Origin of the sequence: Sodalis sp. RH16 (assembly GCF_047324245.1) — a bacterium.
In the GTDB taxonomy this organism is placed as follows: domain Bacteria; phylum Pseudomonadota; class Gammaproteobacteria; order Enterobacterales; family Enterobacteriaceae; genus Acerihabitans; species Acerihabitans ligni.
Genome location: NZ_CP178737.1, coordinates 1,211,415 through 1,227,913 on the forward strand (window position 1 = coordinate 1,211,415; position 16,499 = coordinate 1,227,913).

Annotated in this window: 16 protein-coding genes; 6 read left to right on the forward strand and 10 right to left on the reverse strand. The window is 54.6% G+C overall.

All coding sequences use genetic code 11. The features are described 5' to 3' along the window. Positions 1 to 19: 19 nt before the first annotated feature. Positions 20 to 430 (reverse strand): DUF305 domain-containing protein, encoded by a 411-nt coding sequence (locus tag ACL2XJ_RS05530; RefSeq protein ID WP_413725908.1) that lies wholly within the window; start codon positions 428 to 430, stop codon positions 20 to 22. 289 nt (positions 431 to 719) lie between these two features. Between ACL2XJ_RS05530 and ACL2XJ_RS05535 the strand changes: the two genes are divergently transcribed. From ACL2XJ_RS05535 to ACL2XJ_RS05545, 3 genes are all read left to right on the forward strand, one after another. Then, entirely contained in the window at positions 720 to 1,460 is a 741-nt protein-coding gene (locus tag ACL2XJ_RS05535) for a response regulator (protein WP_132924741.1), read from the forward strand. After that, positions 1,457 to 2,773, forward strand: a complete 1,317-nt coding sequence (locus ACL2XJ_RS05540; RefSeq protein WP_413725909.1) for an ATP-binding protein — start codon at positions 1,457 to 1,459, stop codon at positions 2,771 to 2,773. Before ACL2XJ_RS05535 ends, ACL2XJ_RS05540 begins: the two co-directional genes overlap by 4 nt. Positions 2,774 to 2,931: 158 nt before the next feature. Continuing rightward, positions 2,932 to 3,189, forward strand: a complete 258-nt coding sequence (locus tag ACL2XJ_RS05545; RefSeq protein WP_413725910.1) for a DUF1471 domain-containing protein — start codon at positions 2,932 to 2,934, stop codon at positions 3,187 to 3,189. A 140-nt stretch (positions 3,190 to 3,329) separates the two neighbouring features. Here ACL2XJ_RS05545 and ACL2XJ_RS05550 read toward each other — a convergent pair whose 3' ends face one another. The 3 genes from ACL2XJ_RS05550 to ACL2XJ_RS05560 all read right to left on the reverse strand — a co-directional run bounded on the left by ACL2XJ_RS05550 (position 3,330) and on the right by ACL2XJ_RS05560 (position 7,540). After that, the gene (locus tag ACL2XJ_RS05550) at positions 3,330 to 4,730 is read right to left on the reverse strand and encodes a hypothetical protein (protein WP_413725911.1); all 1,401 of its coding nucleotides are present in this window, start codon (positions 4,728 to 4,730) and stop codon (positions 3,330 to 3,332) included. Beyond that, a complete protein-coding gene (locus tag ACL2XJ_RS05555; protein ID WP_413725912.1) occupies positions 4,630 to 6,000 on the reverse strand; it encodes a hypothetical protein in 1,371 nt (456 codons plus the stop codon). The genes ACL2XJ_RS05550 and ACL2XJ_RS05555 overlap by 101 nt, the downstream gene beginning before the upstream one ends. A gap of 592 nt (positions 6,001 to 6,592) precedes the next feature. Continuing rightward, complete coding sequence (locus tag ACL2XJ_RS05560; protein WP_413725913.1) at positions 6,593 to 7,540, reverse strand: LysR family transcriptional regulator; 948 nt, start codon at positions 7,538 to 7,540, stop codon at positions 6,593 to 6,595. Between the two features lie 141 nt (positions 7,541 to 7,681). On the opposite strand from ACL2XJ_RS05560, the gene ACL2XJ_RS05565 reads away from it, so the two are divergent. Next, a complete protein-coding gene (locus ACL2XJ_RS05565) occupies positions 7,682 to 8,548 on the forward strand; it encodes an NmrA family NAD(P)-binding protein (protein ID WP_413725914.1) in 867 nt (288 codons plus the stop codon). 124 nt (positions 8,549 to 8,672) lie between these two features. Beyond that, positions 8,673 to 9,626 (forward strand): AraC family transcriptional regulator N-terminal domain-containing protein, encoded by a 954-nt coding sequence (locus tag ACL2XJ_RS05570; RefSeq protein WP_413725916.1) that lies wholly within the window; start codon positions 8,673 to 8,675, stop codon positions 9,624 to 9,626. A gap of 6 nt (positions 9,627 to 9,632) precedes the next feature. Here the strand turns inward: ACL2XJ_RS05570 and ACL2XJ_RS05575 are convergent, their stop codons facing one another. Continuing rightward, positions 9,633 to 10,691, reverse strand: a complete 1,059-nt coding sequence (locus ACL2XJ_RS05575) for an NAD(P)-dependent alcohol dehydrogenase (protein WP_413725917.1) — start codon at positions 10,689 to 10,691, stop codon at positions 9,633 to 9,635. On the opposite strand from ACL2XJ_RS05575, the gene ACL2XJ_RS05580 reads away from it, so the two are divergent. Next, positions 10,690 to 11,367: an aspartate/glutamate racemase family protein gene (locus ACL2XJ_RS05580; RefSeq protein WP_413725918.1), complete on the forward strand. Its 678-nt coding sequence runs from the start codon at positions 10,690 to 10,692 to the stop codon at positions 11,365 to 11,367. The genes ACL2XJ_RS05575 and ACL2XJ_RS05580 overlap by 2 nt on opposite strands. 211 nt (positions 11,368 to 11,578) lie before the next feature. Here ACL2XJ_RS05580 and copC read toward each other — a convergent pair whose 3' ends face one another. The 5 genes from copC to ACL2XJ_RS05605 all read right to left on the reverse strand — a co-directional run bounded on the left by copC (position 11,579) and on the right by ACL2XJ_RS05605 (position 16,486). Beyond that, entirely contained in the window at positions 11,579 to 11,956 is a 378-nt protein-coding gene (copC, locus tag ACL2XJ_RS05585; RefSeq protein WP_413725919.1) for a copper homeostasis periplasmic binding protein CopC, read from the reverse strand. Between the two features lie 99 nt (positions 11,957 to 12,055). Beyond that, the gene (locus tag ACL2XJ_RS05590) at positions 12,056 to 12,550 is read right to left on the reverse strand and encodes a DUF2946 domain-containing protein (protein ID WP_413725920.1); all 495 of its coding nucleotides are present in this window, start codon (positions 12,548 to 12,550) and stop codon (positions 12,056 to 12,058) included. A 176-nt stretch (positions 12,551 to 12,726) separates the two neighbouring features. Further along, positions 12,727 to 13,971, reverse strand: a complete 1,245-nt coding sequence (locus ACL2XJ_RS05595) for an acyl-CoA dehydrogenase family protein (RefSeq protein ID WP_413725921.1) — start codon at positions 13,969 to 13,971, stop codon at positions 12,727 to 12,729. A gap of 39 nt (positions 13,972 to 14,010) precedes the next feature. Then, positions 14,011 to 14,934, reverse strand: coding sequence for an ABC transporter substrate-binding protein (locus ACL2XJ_RS05600; RefSeq protein WP_413725922.1), 924 nt, complete (start codon positions 14,932 to 14,934; stop codon positions 14,011 to 14,013). Positions 14,935 to 14,962: 28 nt separating this feature from the next. Continuing rightward, positions 14,963 to 16,486, reverse strand: coding sequence for a sugar ABC transporter ATP-binding protein (locus ACL2XJ_RS05605; protein WP_413725923.1), 1,524 nt, complete (start codon positions 16,484 to 16,486; stop codon positions 14,963 to 14,965). Positions 16,487 to 16,499: the final 13 nt, after the last annotated feature.

The following is a 16,499-nucleotide window of genomic DNA, read 5'->3' on the forward strand; positions in this document are numbered from 1 at the left end:
TATTCGTTATGGTGTGGTTTCACCGGGCCGGCGAGATCTGATCCGGCGCCGGCAGGGCGGGAGGCAACGGTTTCCCCAGCGCCTGATACATGGCGGTAATTTCCTGTTGCTGGGTCACGATGATTTCCTGGGCTATGCGTTTGAGCTGTGGGTTCTTACCGTAGCGAAGCTGAGCCACCGCCATATCAATGGCGCCCTGATGATGGGGCGTCATCAGGGCGACAAAATCCTCATCCACGTTGCCGGAGGGGCTGATGGCCATATTGGCCATCATGGTATTCATCGCCCGATCGTTATCCTGCAGGAACGGCTGCTCGGCGGCGGTTTGCGCAGGGGACGCCGCACTGTCGGCATGTTTATGGGCTTCAGCGCCCTGGCAGAGCAGCAGCGCGCCGCCGAGGATAATGAGATAACGGGAGATGGCGTTCATAGGGTTTCCTTCAGCGTTATGGCGGATGACCGTGCCGGTCAGATGCGGCCAATTAAAGCAAAGGGATGTATCGGAAGTGTTTCCTGATACCGGGGGATTTGTATTTTTATGTAGCGGGGATCAGCAGGAAATTCAGCGGACATAACAGTGAATATCGGCCCTGGCCGCATCCGCCGGTTGAAAGCGCCGCGTTGGCGGATACAGTGGGATACAAAGCCGCCCGTTTTCCCTGTTGAACTAGGGTAAACTGATGGCGATTCGTGCCCCGCCCCTAAAAGAGGACGCTACTGTGGAACATACCGATCATATCCTGATCGTTGATGATGACCGCGAAATTCGCAGTCTGATTGCCGATTACCTGCAAAAAAACGGCTTACGCACCACGGCGGTGGCGGACGGACGGCAGATGCGCGCGTTTCTGGAAACCACACCGGTGGATTTGATTGTGCTGGATATCATGATGCCGGGGGATGACGGCCTCACGCTTTGCCGGGAACTACGCAGCGGAAACCATAAAGGCATACCGGTATTGATGCTTACGGCGAGAAGCGAAGATACCGACCGTATTGTCGGCCTGGAAATGGGGGCCGACGATTATCTGGTAAAACCCTTTGTGGCCCGCGAACTGCTGGCGCGTATCAAAGCCGTACTCCGCCGCACCAGGATGATGCCGCCCAATATACAGATAACCGAAGCGGCCCGCATGCTGGCCTTCGGCGAATGGCTGCTGGATACCACCGCGCGTAATCTGGTGGACAATGAGGGCGTGATGGTGGCGTTAAGCGGCGCCGAGTACCGTTTATTACGGGTTTTCCTCGATCATCCGCAGCGGGTGCTGAACCGCGATCAATTGCTTAATCTGACGCAAGGGCGCGATGCGGAGCTGTTCGAGCGTTCCATCGACCTGCTGGTCAGCCGTTTACGGCAGAGATTGAACGACGATGCGCGGGAGCCTTTCTATATCAAAACCGTGCGCAGCGAAGGGTACGTTTTCGCCATGCCCGTCGAGATAACCGAGGCTAACAAGTGAAACGCGCCTGGCGACTCTGGCCGCAGACACTGGTATCGCGCCTGTTGCTGATTCTGCTGCTGGGTTTATTGCTGGCCAACGGCCTGACGCTCGGCCTGCTGCTGCTTGAGCGTGCGCAAAGCGCCAAAGCCATGATGCTGGGCAACCTGGAATATGATGTAGCCACAAGCGTTGCCATCCTCGATCGCCTCCCCGCCGTTGAGCGTCCCGCCTGGATCCCCCGACTTGATCGGGTTAATTATCACTACTTATTACAGCAAGGCCGGAGCGGCGATTATCCCACCGGGAAACGATTACGGGATACCGCTCGTTCATTAAAAGCAGCCCTGGGGGATCGGTACCACTTGAAAGTGAACGCCATCCCCGGTGATCAAGGACGTCTGCAAGCCCATATGCGGTTAAGCGACGGCAGCCCGTTAACCCTCGATCTCGTCCCGCGCACCATGCCGTTTGCCACCTGGCTGCCGATTGTATTGGTTATTCAGTTGGTGTTGCTTTTGGGCTGTACCTGGTTCGCGGTCCGTAATGCCGTGCGCCCGTTGGTGGCGCTGACGCGCGCGGCGGAGTCCCTAAATCCCGATACCTCGGCGGCGGTGAGAATGGCGGAGAGCGGGCCTGTGGAGGTGCGTAACGCGGCAAAGGCCTTTAATGCCATGCAGGATCGTATCGCCGCTTATCTAAAGGAACGGATGCAAATTCTGGCGGCAATTTCACACGATCTGCAAACACCGATAACCCGCATCAAATTGCGTTCCGAACTGATGGAAGAAAACGACATCAAAGCCAAACTGCTCCAGGACCTTGAGGAGATGACCCATCTGGTACGCGAGGGCGTAGCCTATGCCCGCACCAGCGAAAGCAGCAGTGAAAAGCCTTGCCGAATCCAGCCCCATGCCTTTATCGATAGCCTGGTCTGTGATTATCAGGATACCGGGCAACCTGTTACCCTGGCGGGCAAACTGCCGGGATCGGTGCTGACCAAACCCCATGCGCTACGGCGATCCCTGTGTAATTTGATCGATAACGCCCTGAAATTTTCCGGTAGCGCCGAAGTGGTGGTGGGACAGGCCGCCGGTAACATCATCATTCAGGTTCTGGACCGGGGACCGGGCATTCCTCCGGCGGAACTGTACGCGGTGCTGCAGCCGTTTTATCGGGTGGAGAGTTCGCGCAATCGTATGACCGGAGGAACAGGACTTGGGTTGGCTATCGCCCAGCAGCTGGTGGCCTCCCTCGACGGCAGCCTGGCACTGGCAAATCGGGACGGCGGCGGACTGGCGGTGACAATAACGCTCACGGACATGACAGTTTAAATTGTATCCCTATGTCGCTGGGGCGAAATAAGCTACATCGGATTACATTATCGCCGCCGGCGAAAATAGTAGGGATACATGGCAATGGTTAAATCATCTCGTCGGGCCAAGGAGAACTTCCTCTCCTCCGCTTTAATCCTGTCACTACGAGGTGAAATATGAAAACCGTTAAAATGATCCTGACCGCCATTATATTCAGCACCGTTTCCCTGTCATGCCTTGCCGCAACGGAAACGACCATGCCCCACGGACTGACCCGCATCGGCCGGGTTACCGACAACAGCGGAGCCGGCACGCTTTCCGATTTACAGAGTAACCTGGCGACGAAAGCGGATGCCGCCGGCGCCCGTTATTATCGTATCATTGCCGCAGGCGGCAACAACTCTTATTCCGGTGCGGCTGACATCTATAAATAAGCGCGGGGCGAAAGACGATATAACCGGCGCCGGGAGACATATATAGAGTATGTCTCTTGGCTACCGGTTCGTTTTGAAAAGCGCCTGCATTAATTAATATAATTTGAATGAGTGACCGGCAAAGTATCCCAGGGCGATGGTTATGCCAGATCGGCCAGATATATTTCCGACACGGCATAGGTCCCGTTGCCTTGACGGTCCGAGTGAAAGTCACCGATATCATGAAAAACCAATAACCGGTCAAAAGCATTGTCGAATGCTAACACCATCTGCTTGGGTTTGAAGTAGCACTCCTGCGCCAGGACAAGCCGGCCCATCGGCATGCGCGCGTGGCCGAGAGAAAGCGCATTATTCGTATCATCGTTTTCAACGATGCGGTATATCTCGATATACCCATCGGAAAAACCCACCGCCGCCAATGCATTAAGAGCGGAAAAGGCGACGCTCAAGACCTTGCCTGCGCCGAATCCCTTAATATTCACCGGCTGGCTGCGGCGTAAATGCAGTAACTTATCGCATATGATATCAATCAGCAATAACTGCTGATCGTGCATTTCGGCGTCACGCCTGATGTAGCCGAGAAAGCGCTGATCCGGCGAGACAAAGTCCGGTTGGTAGCCCTCGGGGACGGTCCAACGAAGAGAGTTTTCATTAAGTGAGGACCAGCTTTTTTCGCAAATGACATATAAATCGCCTTGATTGGTGACCCAATTTGACCGTCCGGTTAAATAAGGCCTCGCCAGCGGGGTTTCTTGATAGAAATCTATCTCGGCCGGCGCCGCCCGGCTGCTCATGTACGGAAGATGATAAAACAGCGCCGATTGCATCTGTGCCGTTCGCTCAACAATCAATACCGCCGTGCCGCCGTCGGGAGAGACGATAATATCGAGCACGGGACGATTCATGTTTGGACGGTACAATCGTGTTTTAGCCCCGTCCGGCGCCTGCACCCAAATTTGCTGTGTATCATCCACCCAGAAAATCGGCTGCGGTGTGTCCGCGAGGGTAAACTTGGTCACCACTGTAGGCAGAATATCATCCGTTGCCGGCAGCCAGCGACGAAAGCCGCCTTCATTCGTGAGGAGCGCCGCCGCCAGCCGATCGGGGAAAATCCGTATTTCATAGGCTCTTTCCAATAGCTCCCCCAGAGGGGAGGGCTCTTTGTTGACGATAAACAGCCTGAGGTCAGCACGTTCCGCAAGCCTTTCAAACCTGGAAGTGTGCCCCCCTACCCCTTTTCTGTGCGGCACGGTGAAATCGTCAATGTCGACAATATCGAAACTGCCGGTGAATAGCTCATAGCGCAGTGTCCAGCGAATTTTATACGGCCCAGCCTCTTCTTCTCCGGGCAAAGTATGATAAAGCCCGTCAATCGGCGTGATAGGCAAAAATCGATCGCCGATTTTCAGGAACATACTGTTACCGTAGCTAAAGGCGCCGTTAAAGAGCGGCGGCAACAATATATCGACATGGGGTCGCCAGCGTGGCCTGGGGAATATCGGCGATTTTTTGCCGCAACTGCTCGCCGATGTGATGGGCATTGATAGGCTCCATCGGCGTCACAAAGACAAAATCGCCATTGCCGACCAGATAAGCCACCCGGAATGCCGGCGCGGCGGGCAGCTTGGGATGACGCAGCAGGAAGGTGGCGGCGTTCTTTTCGGGCGTCAGCAGATACCGGAATTCGCCGATATGCACGCTCAGGGTAGCGTCGTCATGAATGACGGCGGGTAAACCCAAAATGTCCTCCACATCATCAAGGGTGTAATCGGCCAGGCGGGGGAGCTTCGCATCCATTTCTATCTTGAAATCCGGATAAGCGTAGGCCCTCATCTGGCACCGGGCGCTGCCGATATACAGGCAATAGTATTTTTTATAGATGCCGAACTGATTCTGTAAATCCAACTGGGCAAACATCAGTTGGTCGCCGGGGGTCCGCTCGCCTGTTTCCACGGCCACCATACTGCTGTTTTGTATATGGAAAACCGGATACGTGACGCCTTTTACTTTGACGGTGAGCGGCGTGAAGCCGTCCTTGTCATAGGAAATTTGAAAATCCTGGGCGTGGGTCGCCACCACGAACTTAGGGATATCGCCCGAAACTTTGGCCAGATTGCGTTGCCATCCCACCAGCCCCAGCGACGCCCTGCACAGCAACGCCAGATAGAGACCTTTGGCTAATACGCTCAGCGAGCGTAGCGTCGCAAATCCCGGATCGACGCTTCTGAGCACCTCTTTTCCCATCACATCCATAAAGTTGCCTAATTGGTCGCGGGCGGCCATGATGCCGCCGGAAATTTGCGTCGTGACGGGGACAACGTTCTTGAAGAGAACCTGCCCTGACGCGCTGAATCTCGGCCCGCCAATAGTACGGCCGGCACCGATTACCACCGCGCGGAACAGGCCAGAACCCGCTTTGATGCCGGTAAAGACCAGCGGCATTCCTATCAGGGCGCCATTTACCAGGCACTCCGCGAATGCAACCTGATGCTGCCCGGCCTTAATGGCGCTGACGCAGCCATAAAAGGGAACAATATAGCCGGCGGCCGTATCCATAATTTCCGCAAAAGTAGGCCCCGGCCCCTCAAAGCCCATATCGTGGATTTTCAGCCGATAGATCTGGTAATGGGAATCTGCGTAGCGCTCAAGAAAAACAGACAAGGTTTCGTTTGGCTGTTTCATCACGGAGACATTGTTCAAGGCCAACAGAGTGAATTCATGCTGAGGCACCCATTTCGGGACCGGCCAATCCGCCATAAACGGCCGCAGCGTGCTCAGGTAACTATCATCAAGGTGAATTTTACGCAGCAAATATCCCTGTTCGGAGGTTTGCAGGACAAAAAGCCGCTGTTAAAAGGCGAAACCAGCAGCAGACCATAAATTAATTTTTTTATGTTATTTTTGGGTTGCTTTAGTTTCCATTGTCTATTGAGTTCATCATTAATGATCGTTTTGTTTTCGTTATTAAAATCTATCGCCATATATTAAAGATCACGGCCATTTAATGATGAATTATTTTTTGATAATTTATTTTCAGAAGAATACGCAGATATTATATTTTTTGTTAAAGTATTGCTCTCATGCTCATAGGGATAGATTTTTGGTAACGGCCTGATTGATCCCACCTCATAATTCACCCTATTACCTCCTGGTGTTAACTAGTATAATACTGCTTATGTATGAATTGATTATTCAAATTTCACCCATGCTGATCACTTCCAATATACACATAATTATCCGTAGAGAGATTCATAGGTGTTAAATATCATATTCACCACATAAATAAATACAGACTAAATTCATATAACGTTTTTAACCAAAAAGCTATTTCATAACGTGCCTGGAAGCTTTTTCAACGTGTTAAAATTGATGGCTTTTTACAGTGGACACTATTTCGATTCTGTTACTCGGCCCTGGCGTCAAAATGATTTTCCATTGCCTCGTTTGGTTCTGAACGGAGCATATCCACCACGAAGTCAATAAATGCCCGCACCTTTGCCGGCGCTAAATGCCTGGAAGGATAAAGCGCATAGAGCTGAAATTTCTCTCCCGACCAGTCGGTAAGCAGTGCTACCAGGCGTCCCTGTGCGATCAAGCCTTTGACCCCTCTCTCTTTAATCCGGGCAATACCCGCGCCGGCAAGACATGCTCCCAATAGCGTACCGGCCTCGTTAACCAGCAGCCGGCTGGCGATTTTTACCGGAATGATCTTGCCGTCGGAAACATATTCCCACTCCAACGGCAGCCCCGTCATGGAACTGCGCATCTGGATACAGTCGTGTTGTATCAAATCCTCCGGCGTCCGGGGGTAACCGTGTTTCTGGATATATTCCGGCGAAGCCACGGTAACGGTATGTGTTTCCAGCAGTTTTCGCGCAATGAGTGAAGAAGACGGCGGCTGTCCGAAGCGCACGGCGATGTCGAATCCTTCTGATACCAGATCGCCTAACTGATCGCGCACCGTAAGCTCAAGGAATAATCCGGGATAACGCTCCAAAAACGCGGTGAGATGGGGCGCCAGCATTCGCCCGGAGAAAAACGGATCGACATTGACCCGGAGCCGTCCGTGAACGGCCGTGGATGCGCCGCAGACCAGATTGACGGCATCGTCGATGCCCGCCAGCAGCGGGCTAATCTCTTCATAAAGCCGCCTGCCCTCATCAGTCAGCGTCACCGCGCGGGTTGTCCGATCGAATAAACGTACGCCGATGCCGGCTTCCAGGCGGCTCACCGCGCGGCTGACCCCCGAAGGCGTCATGCCCAGTGCTTCGGCCGCGCGTGCGAAACTGCCGCTGTGCACTATTGCAGCCAATACGTTGATGTTGGAAAGCAGTCGTCCGTCAAAGCCCATGATTTACTCGTGATTTAAAGTCACTAAAGTTATGACCAGATACTCATTCTGTCAATATAGCGCCCACTATATACTTTCCCCGGCAAAGAGTACCCGCCTTATCGGCTTTTTCTTCTTTTACGCTATATAGGAGCTCACTCAATGTATGTCATTACGGGTATCACCGGAAAAGTCGGGGGAGCAACCGCGCGAAAATTGCTCAGTGAGCATCAGCCTGTGCGGGCCGTTATGCGGGATATCGGCAAGGCCGCGTACTGGCGGGCGCAGGGATGTGAAATCGCCATCGCCGACATGGATAATGCCCCCCAGCTCACCGAGGCATTCAAAGGCGCGACCGGCGTATTTATTCTCCCTCCCCCGGAATTTGATCCCGCCCCGGGCTTCCCTGAAGCCAGAAAGGTCATTGCCGCCGTTTCCAGCGCCATCAAGGCGGCGATGCCGGAAAAGGCGGTTTGCCTTTCCACCATCGGCGCTCAAGCCGTCCAAACCAATCTGCTGACGCAACGTACCCTGATGGAAAAAGAGCTGGCCGCATTAAGCGTGCCCGTCACCTTCCTGCGGCCTGGCTGGTTTATGGAGAATGCGGCGCTGGACATTGACGCGGCGCGCGATCGCGGCGTTATCCAAAGCTATTTACAGCCGCTGGACAAAGCCGTTCCGATGATTGCTACGGCTGATATCGGACGAGTGGCGGCAATGGTGCTGCAGCAGAGCTGGTCAGGACGACGGGTGGTGGAGTTGGAAGGGCCGCGGCGCGTCTCGCCGAACGATATTGCCAAGGCTTTCGCCGATATACTGGGACGCCCGGTTGTTGCAAAAGCGGTTCCGCGCGCGAGCTGGGAATCGCTTTTCCGGGCACAGGGCGCCCAGAACCCCCTGCCCCGAATACAGATGCTTGATGGCTTCAATGATGAATGGATTACGTTTGAAGGCAAAACAACAGACAGGTTTTTTGGTGAAGTCGAGCTTGATACGGTGTTACGCGGGATGTTATTGGAAGATGCATAATTAACGGGCATCCCATGGCGTTAATCCGGTTCATTGCTTAATTCATCCGGATTACGTTAAATTAGGCAATCCTACCCTGAGAAAGCAACCTGCCCGCTCATGAGCAGAAAGCGCCGAGGCCAGCATGATTGTTGAACTGGGAGAAGAAGATCGAAAGCGTAGCAAAGGCACAGAACGCGTCCGCGGAGAATTGGCGGAGAAAATCATGGCCTTCCTGGGCGGCCAAAATGAGCGCATGACCCCGGCATCAGGGCTTAGCTTTGCCCGGGTATGTGAATATACTCCGCCAATGTCCTATTTGTACGAACCCAGCCTGTCGCTGATTATACGTGGACGCAAAAGAGTGAAGCTGGGAGAAACAACCTATATATATGATGAATCAAGGTTTCTGCTGACCTCGGTGAATCTCCCCACCGTCACGGAAGTTCTACAGGCCAGTGCCGAAGCGCCCTATATTTCGTTACTGATGCGGCTGGATTTGCAGATGGCGCGCCAACTGATGGCTGACATTGAACAGCACGGTCCTCATTCGCCGGTTAAAGGTCCCGGAATGGCAACCGGTCCGGCAACCCCTGAGCTTTTTGATGCCATTGCCAGACTCATCGCCATCTTTGATAAACCGCAGGATCTTCCTCATCTGGGAAAACTCATACAGCAGGAGATTCTTTATCGCATTCTCACCAGCCCGGCAGGGGGCAGGCTGCGCGAGACGGTTCTCACCGGCACCCGAAGCCACCGCACCGCCAAGGCGATTACCTGGCTTCGGGAAAACTTTGATAAACCGTTAAAAATGGCCGAACTGGCCGCATTCGTCGGTATGGGTCAATCAACGCTGCACCACCATTTTCGCATGGTGACCGCCATGAGCCCGCTGCAATATCAAAAACATCTGCGTTTGCACGAAGCCCGGCGCATGCTGATCGGGGAAAACGTAGATGCCGCCACGGCGGCAGTACGGGTCGGCTATGAAAGCGTCACCCAATTTAGCCGGGAATATCGGCGCATGTTCGGCGCGCCGCCGATCAAGGATGTGAAGGGGCTACGCGCCCCCGTCTTTAACAATCCCAGCACATTCTGATGACCTTCATGGCAATGCCAGCGACGCCATATCAATCACAAAACGGTACTTCACCTCGCCATGTTCCATGCGTTCAAAGGCCTGATTAATGTCCTGCATGGGAATGATTTCACAGTCGGGAAGGATCCCTTTTCTGGCACAGAAATCCAGCATTTCCTGGGTTTGGGTAATCCCGCCCGAGGGTGAGCCGGTAATGCGCCGACGGCCCATTATCAGCGGCAGGGTGTTGAACCCGGCCATATCGCCCAAATTGCCGACAATCACCAGCGCACCCTCGACATCCAGCAGTTGAACATAAGGCGACACATCATGGGAGACAGGAACGGTATCAATAATCACGTCAAAAGAAGCGTTTGCAGCCGACATATCTTCTGTTGACGTTGACAGCAGCATTTTCTCCGCGCCAAGGGCCTTGGCCTCCGCCGCCTTTTCCGCGGTGCGGGTAATAACCGTTACTATGGCGCCAAGACCGGCGGCCAGCCGCACCGCCAAATGGCCAAGACCGCCAATGCCGATAACACCGACCCGCGACCCCGGCCCGACATGCCAGGTGCGCAACGGCGAGTAAACGGTGATGCCTGCGCATAATAAAGGCGCGGCACGCGATGGATCGAGCCCGTCCGGCAATTTGAGGACAAACTCTTCACGCACGACGATATGCTTGGAATAGCCGCCACGGGTTATTTCACCACTGATACGATCGTGCCCATTATAGGTTACCGTTGGGTATTCCCGACACATCTGTTCCTCATCTCTGCGGCACTGGTCGCAATGCTGGCAGCTGTCAATAATGGTGCCCACTGCAACCCATTGACCTACGGCATGACGGGTAACGCCGGCGCCGGTTTCAACCACCCGGCCGATGATTTCATGGCCGGGCACGCAGGGATAGGCCGTGGGTCCCCAGTCTTTCCAATCGTCCCGGCTTTGGTGAAGATCGCTATGGCATACGCCGCAGTATAAAATCTCGATAGCCACGTCATTATCGCGCAAGGCGCGCCGCTCGAAGATAAATGGCGCCAGAGGCGTGTTCGCATTTAACGCCGCATAACCGATGGTTTTCATGAAACGCTCCTTTAATCAAATGAGTTCCATGACACTACCTTATCCGTGTTTGCCTGCGTCAGCCCGATCCTTCCCGATTATTGCCCAAACCGCTTGTCGCTTCGCCATGCTGGCGCATGCGATGGCGCGCTCAGATACAAAAATGATATTGGCGCTGCAAAGCGGCATTACCGATCTGGTGAAAGCGAAAGTGAATTTCATCGTGGTTCCATGTAATCTCGCACATCGGTATTTTGCCGATATTGAAGCGGCCGGTGCAGGTATCCCTATATTACATATGGCAGATTGCGCGATTGCAAAAATCCCGGATGCTACCAAAAACGTTGCAATCATTGGGACGGCGCCCACCATTGAGGCCGGTTTTTATCAGGAACGTCTTATCGCTGCCGGCTTAAAAGTCGTCTCGTCAGCAGGTCTGCTTGAACATACCACCGAACTCATAATACTGGTCAAAGAAAAAGGTTTTAAAGATAAAGCGGTAACAGCAAGCTGGCACTCCGTACTATCGGAAGCAGCGGCGCTCGGAGCGCAGGCGGTACTCGTTGCTTGCACTGACATCAGTCCGCTGATTTATGATGGGCCAAAGCCCTTTGTCATGATAGATACCGCAGATAGCTTGGCGGAAGCCGCAATCCGTTACTTCATCTCTTTAAAAGAAGGATATCAGGTTATTTGATAGGATAGCTTTCCTGCATAAGGTATTTAGTAGATTTTGAAGTTATATAAATTCAAGAATTTGATGCTATCACCTTTATTCAAATTTTATATATTTTAACTGCACGCACTGCCACTATTATACTATCGCCATAGTTATGTTAATAACGTACTGTGCTACGTATGCTGTAGAGCGCGCAAAGGACCATAGTCCCCTGCGCGCCCTAAACTTCTTATTTTACATTAAACTCGTAGCTTCCCTTCGTTTTGTGACCATCTTCCGCTACCGCATGCCAATCAACTTCGTATTTACCCTGGGCCAACGGTGTGGATAACGGGATAATCATCTTTTTCTTATCCGCCGGATCAACCGTCGCCTCGCCGGTAGCGATGGTTTTACTTCCGCCATCCTTTAACTCAATCCCGCTGAAGGCGGGTTCCACTCCTTCGCTAAACGATAGAATCAATTGCTTTGGTGACGTTTCCACCACGCTTTGATTCGCGGGTGAAGCACTTTCCAGATGGGCATGAGCCTGTGCCTGCTGGTTTATGGCCAGACCTGCCATCAATAAAGCCGTGGCAATAAAGCGTTTTGACATATTCGAGTTCATATTTATTAACCTGTTATTTAGGAATTAATATTGCGCATACAAATTCATCCCGCTGCATTGAGCAAGAAAAATGATCGGATTATTTCATTAAAAATTGGATTAATTAAACAGGGGTGGCGCGCGCGGCTGTGGATCGCCTGGGAAAAACGAAAGTAACGGACGGGTAAATATCGCGGCCGGCGGGGCGCGTGAGATGAGCAACATCAGCCAGACAAAAGGAATGAATAGCCATGCCATTAAAGGCAGATGGAGCAAAAGCTGACAATAGCCGCAGGCGATATCATTCATCAATCCCGAAGTGCTACCGTCCGTCCAGGCATATAACGCAGAATGAGCGAGGTGATTATCGTGGCCGGCGTGCCGAGCATCATGCACCGGTACCGGTTGGCTGTTATCAGGTTCGGACATGGCGGACATGCCGTCGCCATTCATCTCATCATCGGACATGTCCATTCCGACCATCGCCATGGCAGCGGTTGCCACCGTATGACCCGGGTCGATGTTAACACCCACGCGCCGGTGTTCCAGTGATTTGGATACCACCGGACCGATAAAAAGCATCAGAATCGCTACCAGCCCGATAAGCGCTGGCATGCGTCGCTGCGATAGATGAAAAAGCGAGACCAAAACCGACAATCCCGTATGGCTTGAAGGACAGAGGTTGAATGATACGTGTTTAATCTCTGTTCGTCATCCACATGATGAGCAAGCGCACCGAACCGGCGCTGCCCAAAAAACGTCCGGGAAGGCGCCGCCTAAGCGGCGTACCGCTAAAAAAATCCGCCTGATAACGGCGGCGGCTCGCCTTTCAGGCTGTGAGCGCCAATAACCTTTAACTTATAGTCATTGGGATTGTGGCATAGCAACGTCCGGATATTGCGCCAATGGCGATCGAAGTTGAAGGAGCGGCTGGTTACCGACCCTCCGCCGGTATCAAAAATACCGCTGGCCGCCGCCAGGGCGAGTTCGCCGATCACCGCCTGCGCCTTGGCCGTTGCCAAGGCCGACTCCTCCAGCAAAGGGCCCGCAGCGGAGTTTTTATCCATGATAGCGCTAAAAGCAAGGTCGATGTGCCCGGCAGCATTGTCCACCAGGGCGTCAATAGCAAACGAGCGGGCGGAAATCAGTCCCAGGGTCCGCTGCACAAACATGTCATCGGTGGCCCGGTCGGTATGGCCGTGGGTGATGGTACGCGCTGTTTTTTTCACAAATTCAATTGCATCAGACAACACATTACGCACAATACCGGCTTGGCACGCTGCCAGGTAAAGCTGGCGAAAGGTGGCGGCATGGCGCCCCGCCTCATCTTCGGGTTCAAGCGTATCGCGCCATTCGACCTCATCGGCACTAACCTGTACATCCTCAAGCACAATGCTGCCGCTTGAAGTCAACCGCTGCCCCACGGCATCCCAATCGTCAGCGATCCGCACCCCTTTTCGATTGGGCTGTATCTCAACGCTGGCCGGCCGGCCCTCTTCATCCACCGCGGATATAAAGATGCGATCCGCAAATGCCGCGCCGGTAGCATAGTATTTTTGCCCATTGAGACGATACCCTCCGTCACGCCGGGTTAAACGCGTGCGGACCTCTCCCGGCCTGGTGCTCCCCCGTTCCGTGTGCGCGCCACCCAGCAACTCCCCCGTCAGTATTGAGGCAATATAACGATCGAGCCGTCCGGCAGGGGACAGCAGCAGAGTCTCGACGGCGTTGAAATGCGATCGCATGGCATGGGCAACGTTGGAATCGGCAGCCGCCAATTGGCTAACCACCGCCAGGGTCTGGCGTATTGACGCACCCGCTCCGCCTAAAGCGGCGGGTATTCTGAGTGAGCCCAGCCGGGTGGCGCGCAGCAGCGCGAAAGCCGAATGAGGTAAAATCCGCTCCCGCTCCCGCCGGGCGGCGTCTTTGGCTATTTCAGCCATGATTGCCGGCAACGGCTCAAGAATCTTGTCCAGTTCCGTTGGAAGGGCCTGGGCAAAGCTATGGGGTTCACTCATCGGAGCAGGTAAATTCATTCAGGTTCTCCTCAGCGGCGGCCTGTTGGAAATGGAAAATCATCCCGGGATAAACTGCGGGGCGGTAGGACTGGGCGCCGGCTGATAACGCAGATCCAGAACCTCATCGATTGCCAGCCGGCGCGGCGTCGAGCCGATCCTGTATTGCAAATCGAGCGCCCGTTCGAGCCCCGGAAGATCGATCTGTCCGTCAAAATGAAAATAGGGCCATTCATGATCGATGGATTTGCGGGCGATCTCGCGATCCACGGCAAACAGGGTTTGATAGAAGTCCAGCCATTCATCCTGATGATTCCAGGCGTAGTGGGCCGTATTCCTGATAACCTCGAGCACGTCGCGCAAAAGATCCGGCTGTTGCTGGATGAAATCCTGACCGGCGATTTGAATGCTCCATTGAATGGAGGGAACATCGGCAAGGGCCTGCGGCGCGCCCCAGGTACGGGTAATGCCCGAGCGCTCGCCCAGCGAGACGTAGGGTTCACCGGTAAGCAGCCCGACTATCTCGCCGGACGCCAGCAGTTCCAGCTGCCGCCCGTGATCCGCGCCCAGATGGCGAAAGACCACGTCCCGATCGGGATCAAGACCGTGCTGGGCCAGGATGTCGCGCAGATACCAGTAACCGCAGCTCCCCTTCGACAGGGCGGCGACGGTTTTGCCCTTGAAATCAGCCCAGCTCTTGATATCCGAACGGGTTATCAGAAAGAACGACAGACCGCGATCCAGTGAACTGCCGACAATGCGGATCCTCTTGCCTTCGCCGATGGCCGTCAGACCCGGCGGCGTACCGACTTCACCGATATGCACCGCGCCGCTTTCCACGGCGGCGGCCATTTCCGGCCCGCCGAATACCGTTTGCACGGTGAGATTGATGCCTTCCCGGACAAAGAACCCCGCCTGCATGCCAAAGCGGCTTAATATCGCCGTGTGATGGGTAACCGCGCCATAGATAATTGAACGTGACATTGTTGATCTCCTGTAAATGTAATATCGGTTAGGCAGGCGCACGCGCCATGGCACCGGCGATAATCCTCTCCTCGCTGAAATCCTGATAACCGACATCATCGGTAATCCGGCCCTCGGCGACGGTGAGAATACGGTGACTGATACCCATGATTTCGGGCATTTCGGAGGAAATGACCAATACGGCCAGGCCTTTTTCGGCCAGCGTGGCGATTAACCCGTGGATTTCCGCTTTCGCGCCGACGTCAACGCCGCGCGTGGGCTCATCCAGGATCAGCAGTTTGGGCGACAGCGCAAGCCAGCGCGCAATCACCACCTTTTGCTGGTTGCCGCCGCTTAAGGTGGAGGTTTCCTGCCGCGGTCCGGCCGCGCTGATACGCAGGGCCTTTTGGTAAAACGCGAACAGCGCCGTCTCTTTGGCCCGGCTTATGAGGCCGCAACGGGACAGGGTATCAAGCCGGGCAAGAGCGATATTATCGCGCGCGCCAAGCCCGGGAATGATCCCCTGCCGTTTCCGGTCTTCCGGAACGAGCGCCATGCCCAGCCGAATGGCATCCAGGCTGTGACGGATTTTCCGCATTTGCCCATACCAATAAATGCGGCCGGAAGACGCGGGCAGCATACCGAAAATCGATTCGGCTATTTCGCTGCGGCCCGAGCCGACAAGGCCATAAAGTCCCACCACTTCTCCCCCGCGGATGGAGAAACCGACGTTATGGCACCGGCCCGGCACGCTGAGATCCTCGACCCGCAATACCTCCTGTCCGTGCTGCGAGAGGGCGCGTTGGAAATAGCTGTCGAGATGGCGGCCGATCATCAAACGGGTCACTTCGTGCTCGTCTGTCTTCGCCGTGACCAGCACGCCGGTGACAATGCCGTCGCGCAAGACGGTTATTCGCTCGGTAATCGCGAAGATTTCGCGCATCTTGTGCGAAATATAAACGGTGGTAACCCCCTGGCCCTGCAGGCGGCGAATCGTCGCGAACAGCGTATCGGCCTCCCGCTGCGTCAGCGACGCCGTCGGCTCATCGAAAATGACGATAGCCGAGTCGAAAGCCACCGCCCGCGCTATTTCGATTTGCTGCTGCTGGGCGATGGATAACGTTCCCACTACCGCCTCAGGCGCGAATTCACAGCCAAGCAACGCCAGAACACGCCGGGTATTTCCATATAATGCCGGCCAGTCAATCCGCGAGAAAGAACGCAGCGGCAATTCACCCAGATAGAGGTTTTCGGCCACGGTCAATTCAGGCACCACAGACAGCTCCTGGTGTACCAGCAAAATGCCCTGTTTTTTCGCCGCCAGGGGGCTTTCAAGGGATACTTCCTCGCCGCGGATACGGATCTCCCCCTGATCGGGCCGGTAGATACCGGCGAGGATTTTCATCAGCGTCGATTTGCCGGCGCCGTTCTCGCCGCAGACCCCGTGGATTTCGCCGGTACGAAGCTCGAAGTCCACCGCATCAAGGGCGCGAACGCCGGGAAAGCGTTTTCCGATGCCTTCGGCGCGCAGGATGATTTCCCCGCCCGTTTCGTTATCGCCATGGTCGTTCACTATCGCCACCTCG

Coding starts and splice junctions, on each gene's coding strand:
- ACL2XJ_RS05530 (WP_413725908.1), bottom strand. CDS start 430: ATGAACGCCATCTCCCGTTATCTCATTATCCTCGGCGGCGCGCTGCTG.
- ACL2XJ_RS05545 (WP_413725910.1), top strand. CDS start 2,932: ATGAAAACCGTTAAAATGATCCTGACCGCCATTATATTCAGCACCGTT.
- ACL2XJ_RS05550 (WP_413725911.1), bottom strand. CDS start 4,730: ATGCCCATCACATCGGCGAGCAGTTGCGGCAAAAAATCGCCGATATTC.
- ACL2XJ_RS05560 (WP_413725913.1), bottom strand. CDS start 7,540: ATGGGCTTTGACGGACGACTGCTTTCCAACATCAACGTATTGGCTGCA.
- ACL2XJ_RS05565 (WP_413725914.1), top strand. CDS start 7,682: ATGTATGTCATTACGGGTATCACCGGAAAAGTCGGGGGAGCAACCGCG.
- ACL2XJ_RS05570 (WP_413725916.1), top strand. CDS start 8,673: ATGATTGTTGAACTGGGAGAAGAAGATCGAAAGCGTAGCAAAGGCACA.
- ACL2XJ_RS05580 (WP_413725918.1), top strand. CDS start 10,690: ATGAAACGCTCCTTTAATCAAATGAGTTCCATGACACTACCTTATCCG.
- ACL2XJ_RS05575 (WP_413725917.1), bottom strand. CDS start 10,691: ATGAAAACCATCGGTTATGCGGCGTTAAATGCGAACACGCCTCTGGCG.
- copC (WP_413725919.1), bottom strand. CDS start 11,956: ATGAACTCGAATATGTCAAAACGCTTTATTGCCACGGCTTTATTGATG.
- ACL2XJ_RS05590 (WP_413725920.1), bottom strand. CDS start 12,550: ATGCCAGCGCTTATCGGGCTGGTAGCGATTCTGATGCTTTTTATCGGT.
- ACL2XJ_RS05595 (WP_413725921.1), bottom strand. CDS start 13,971: ATGAATTTACCTGCTCCGATGAGTGAACCCCATAGCTTTGCCCAGGCC.
- ACL2XJ_RS05600 (WP_413725922.1), bottom strand. CDS start 14,934: ATGTCACGTTCAATTATCTATGGCGCGGTTACCCATCACACGGCGATA.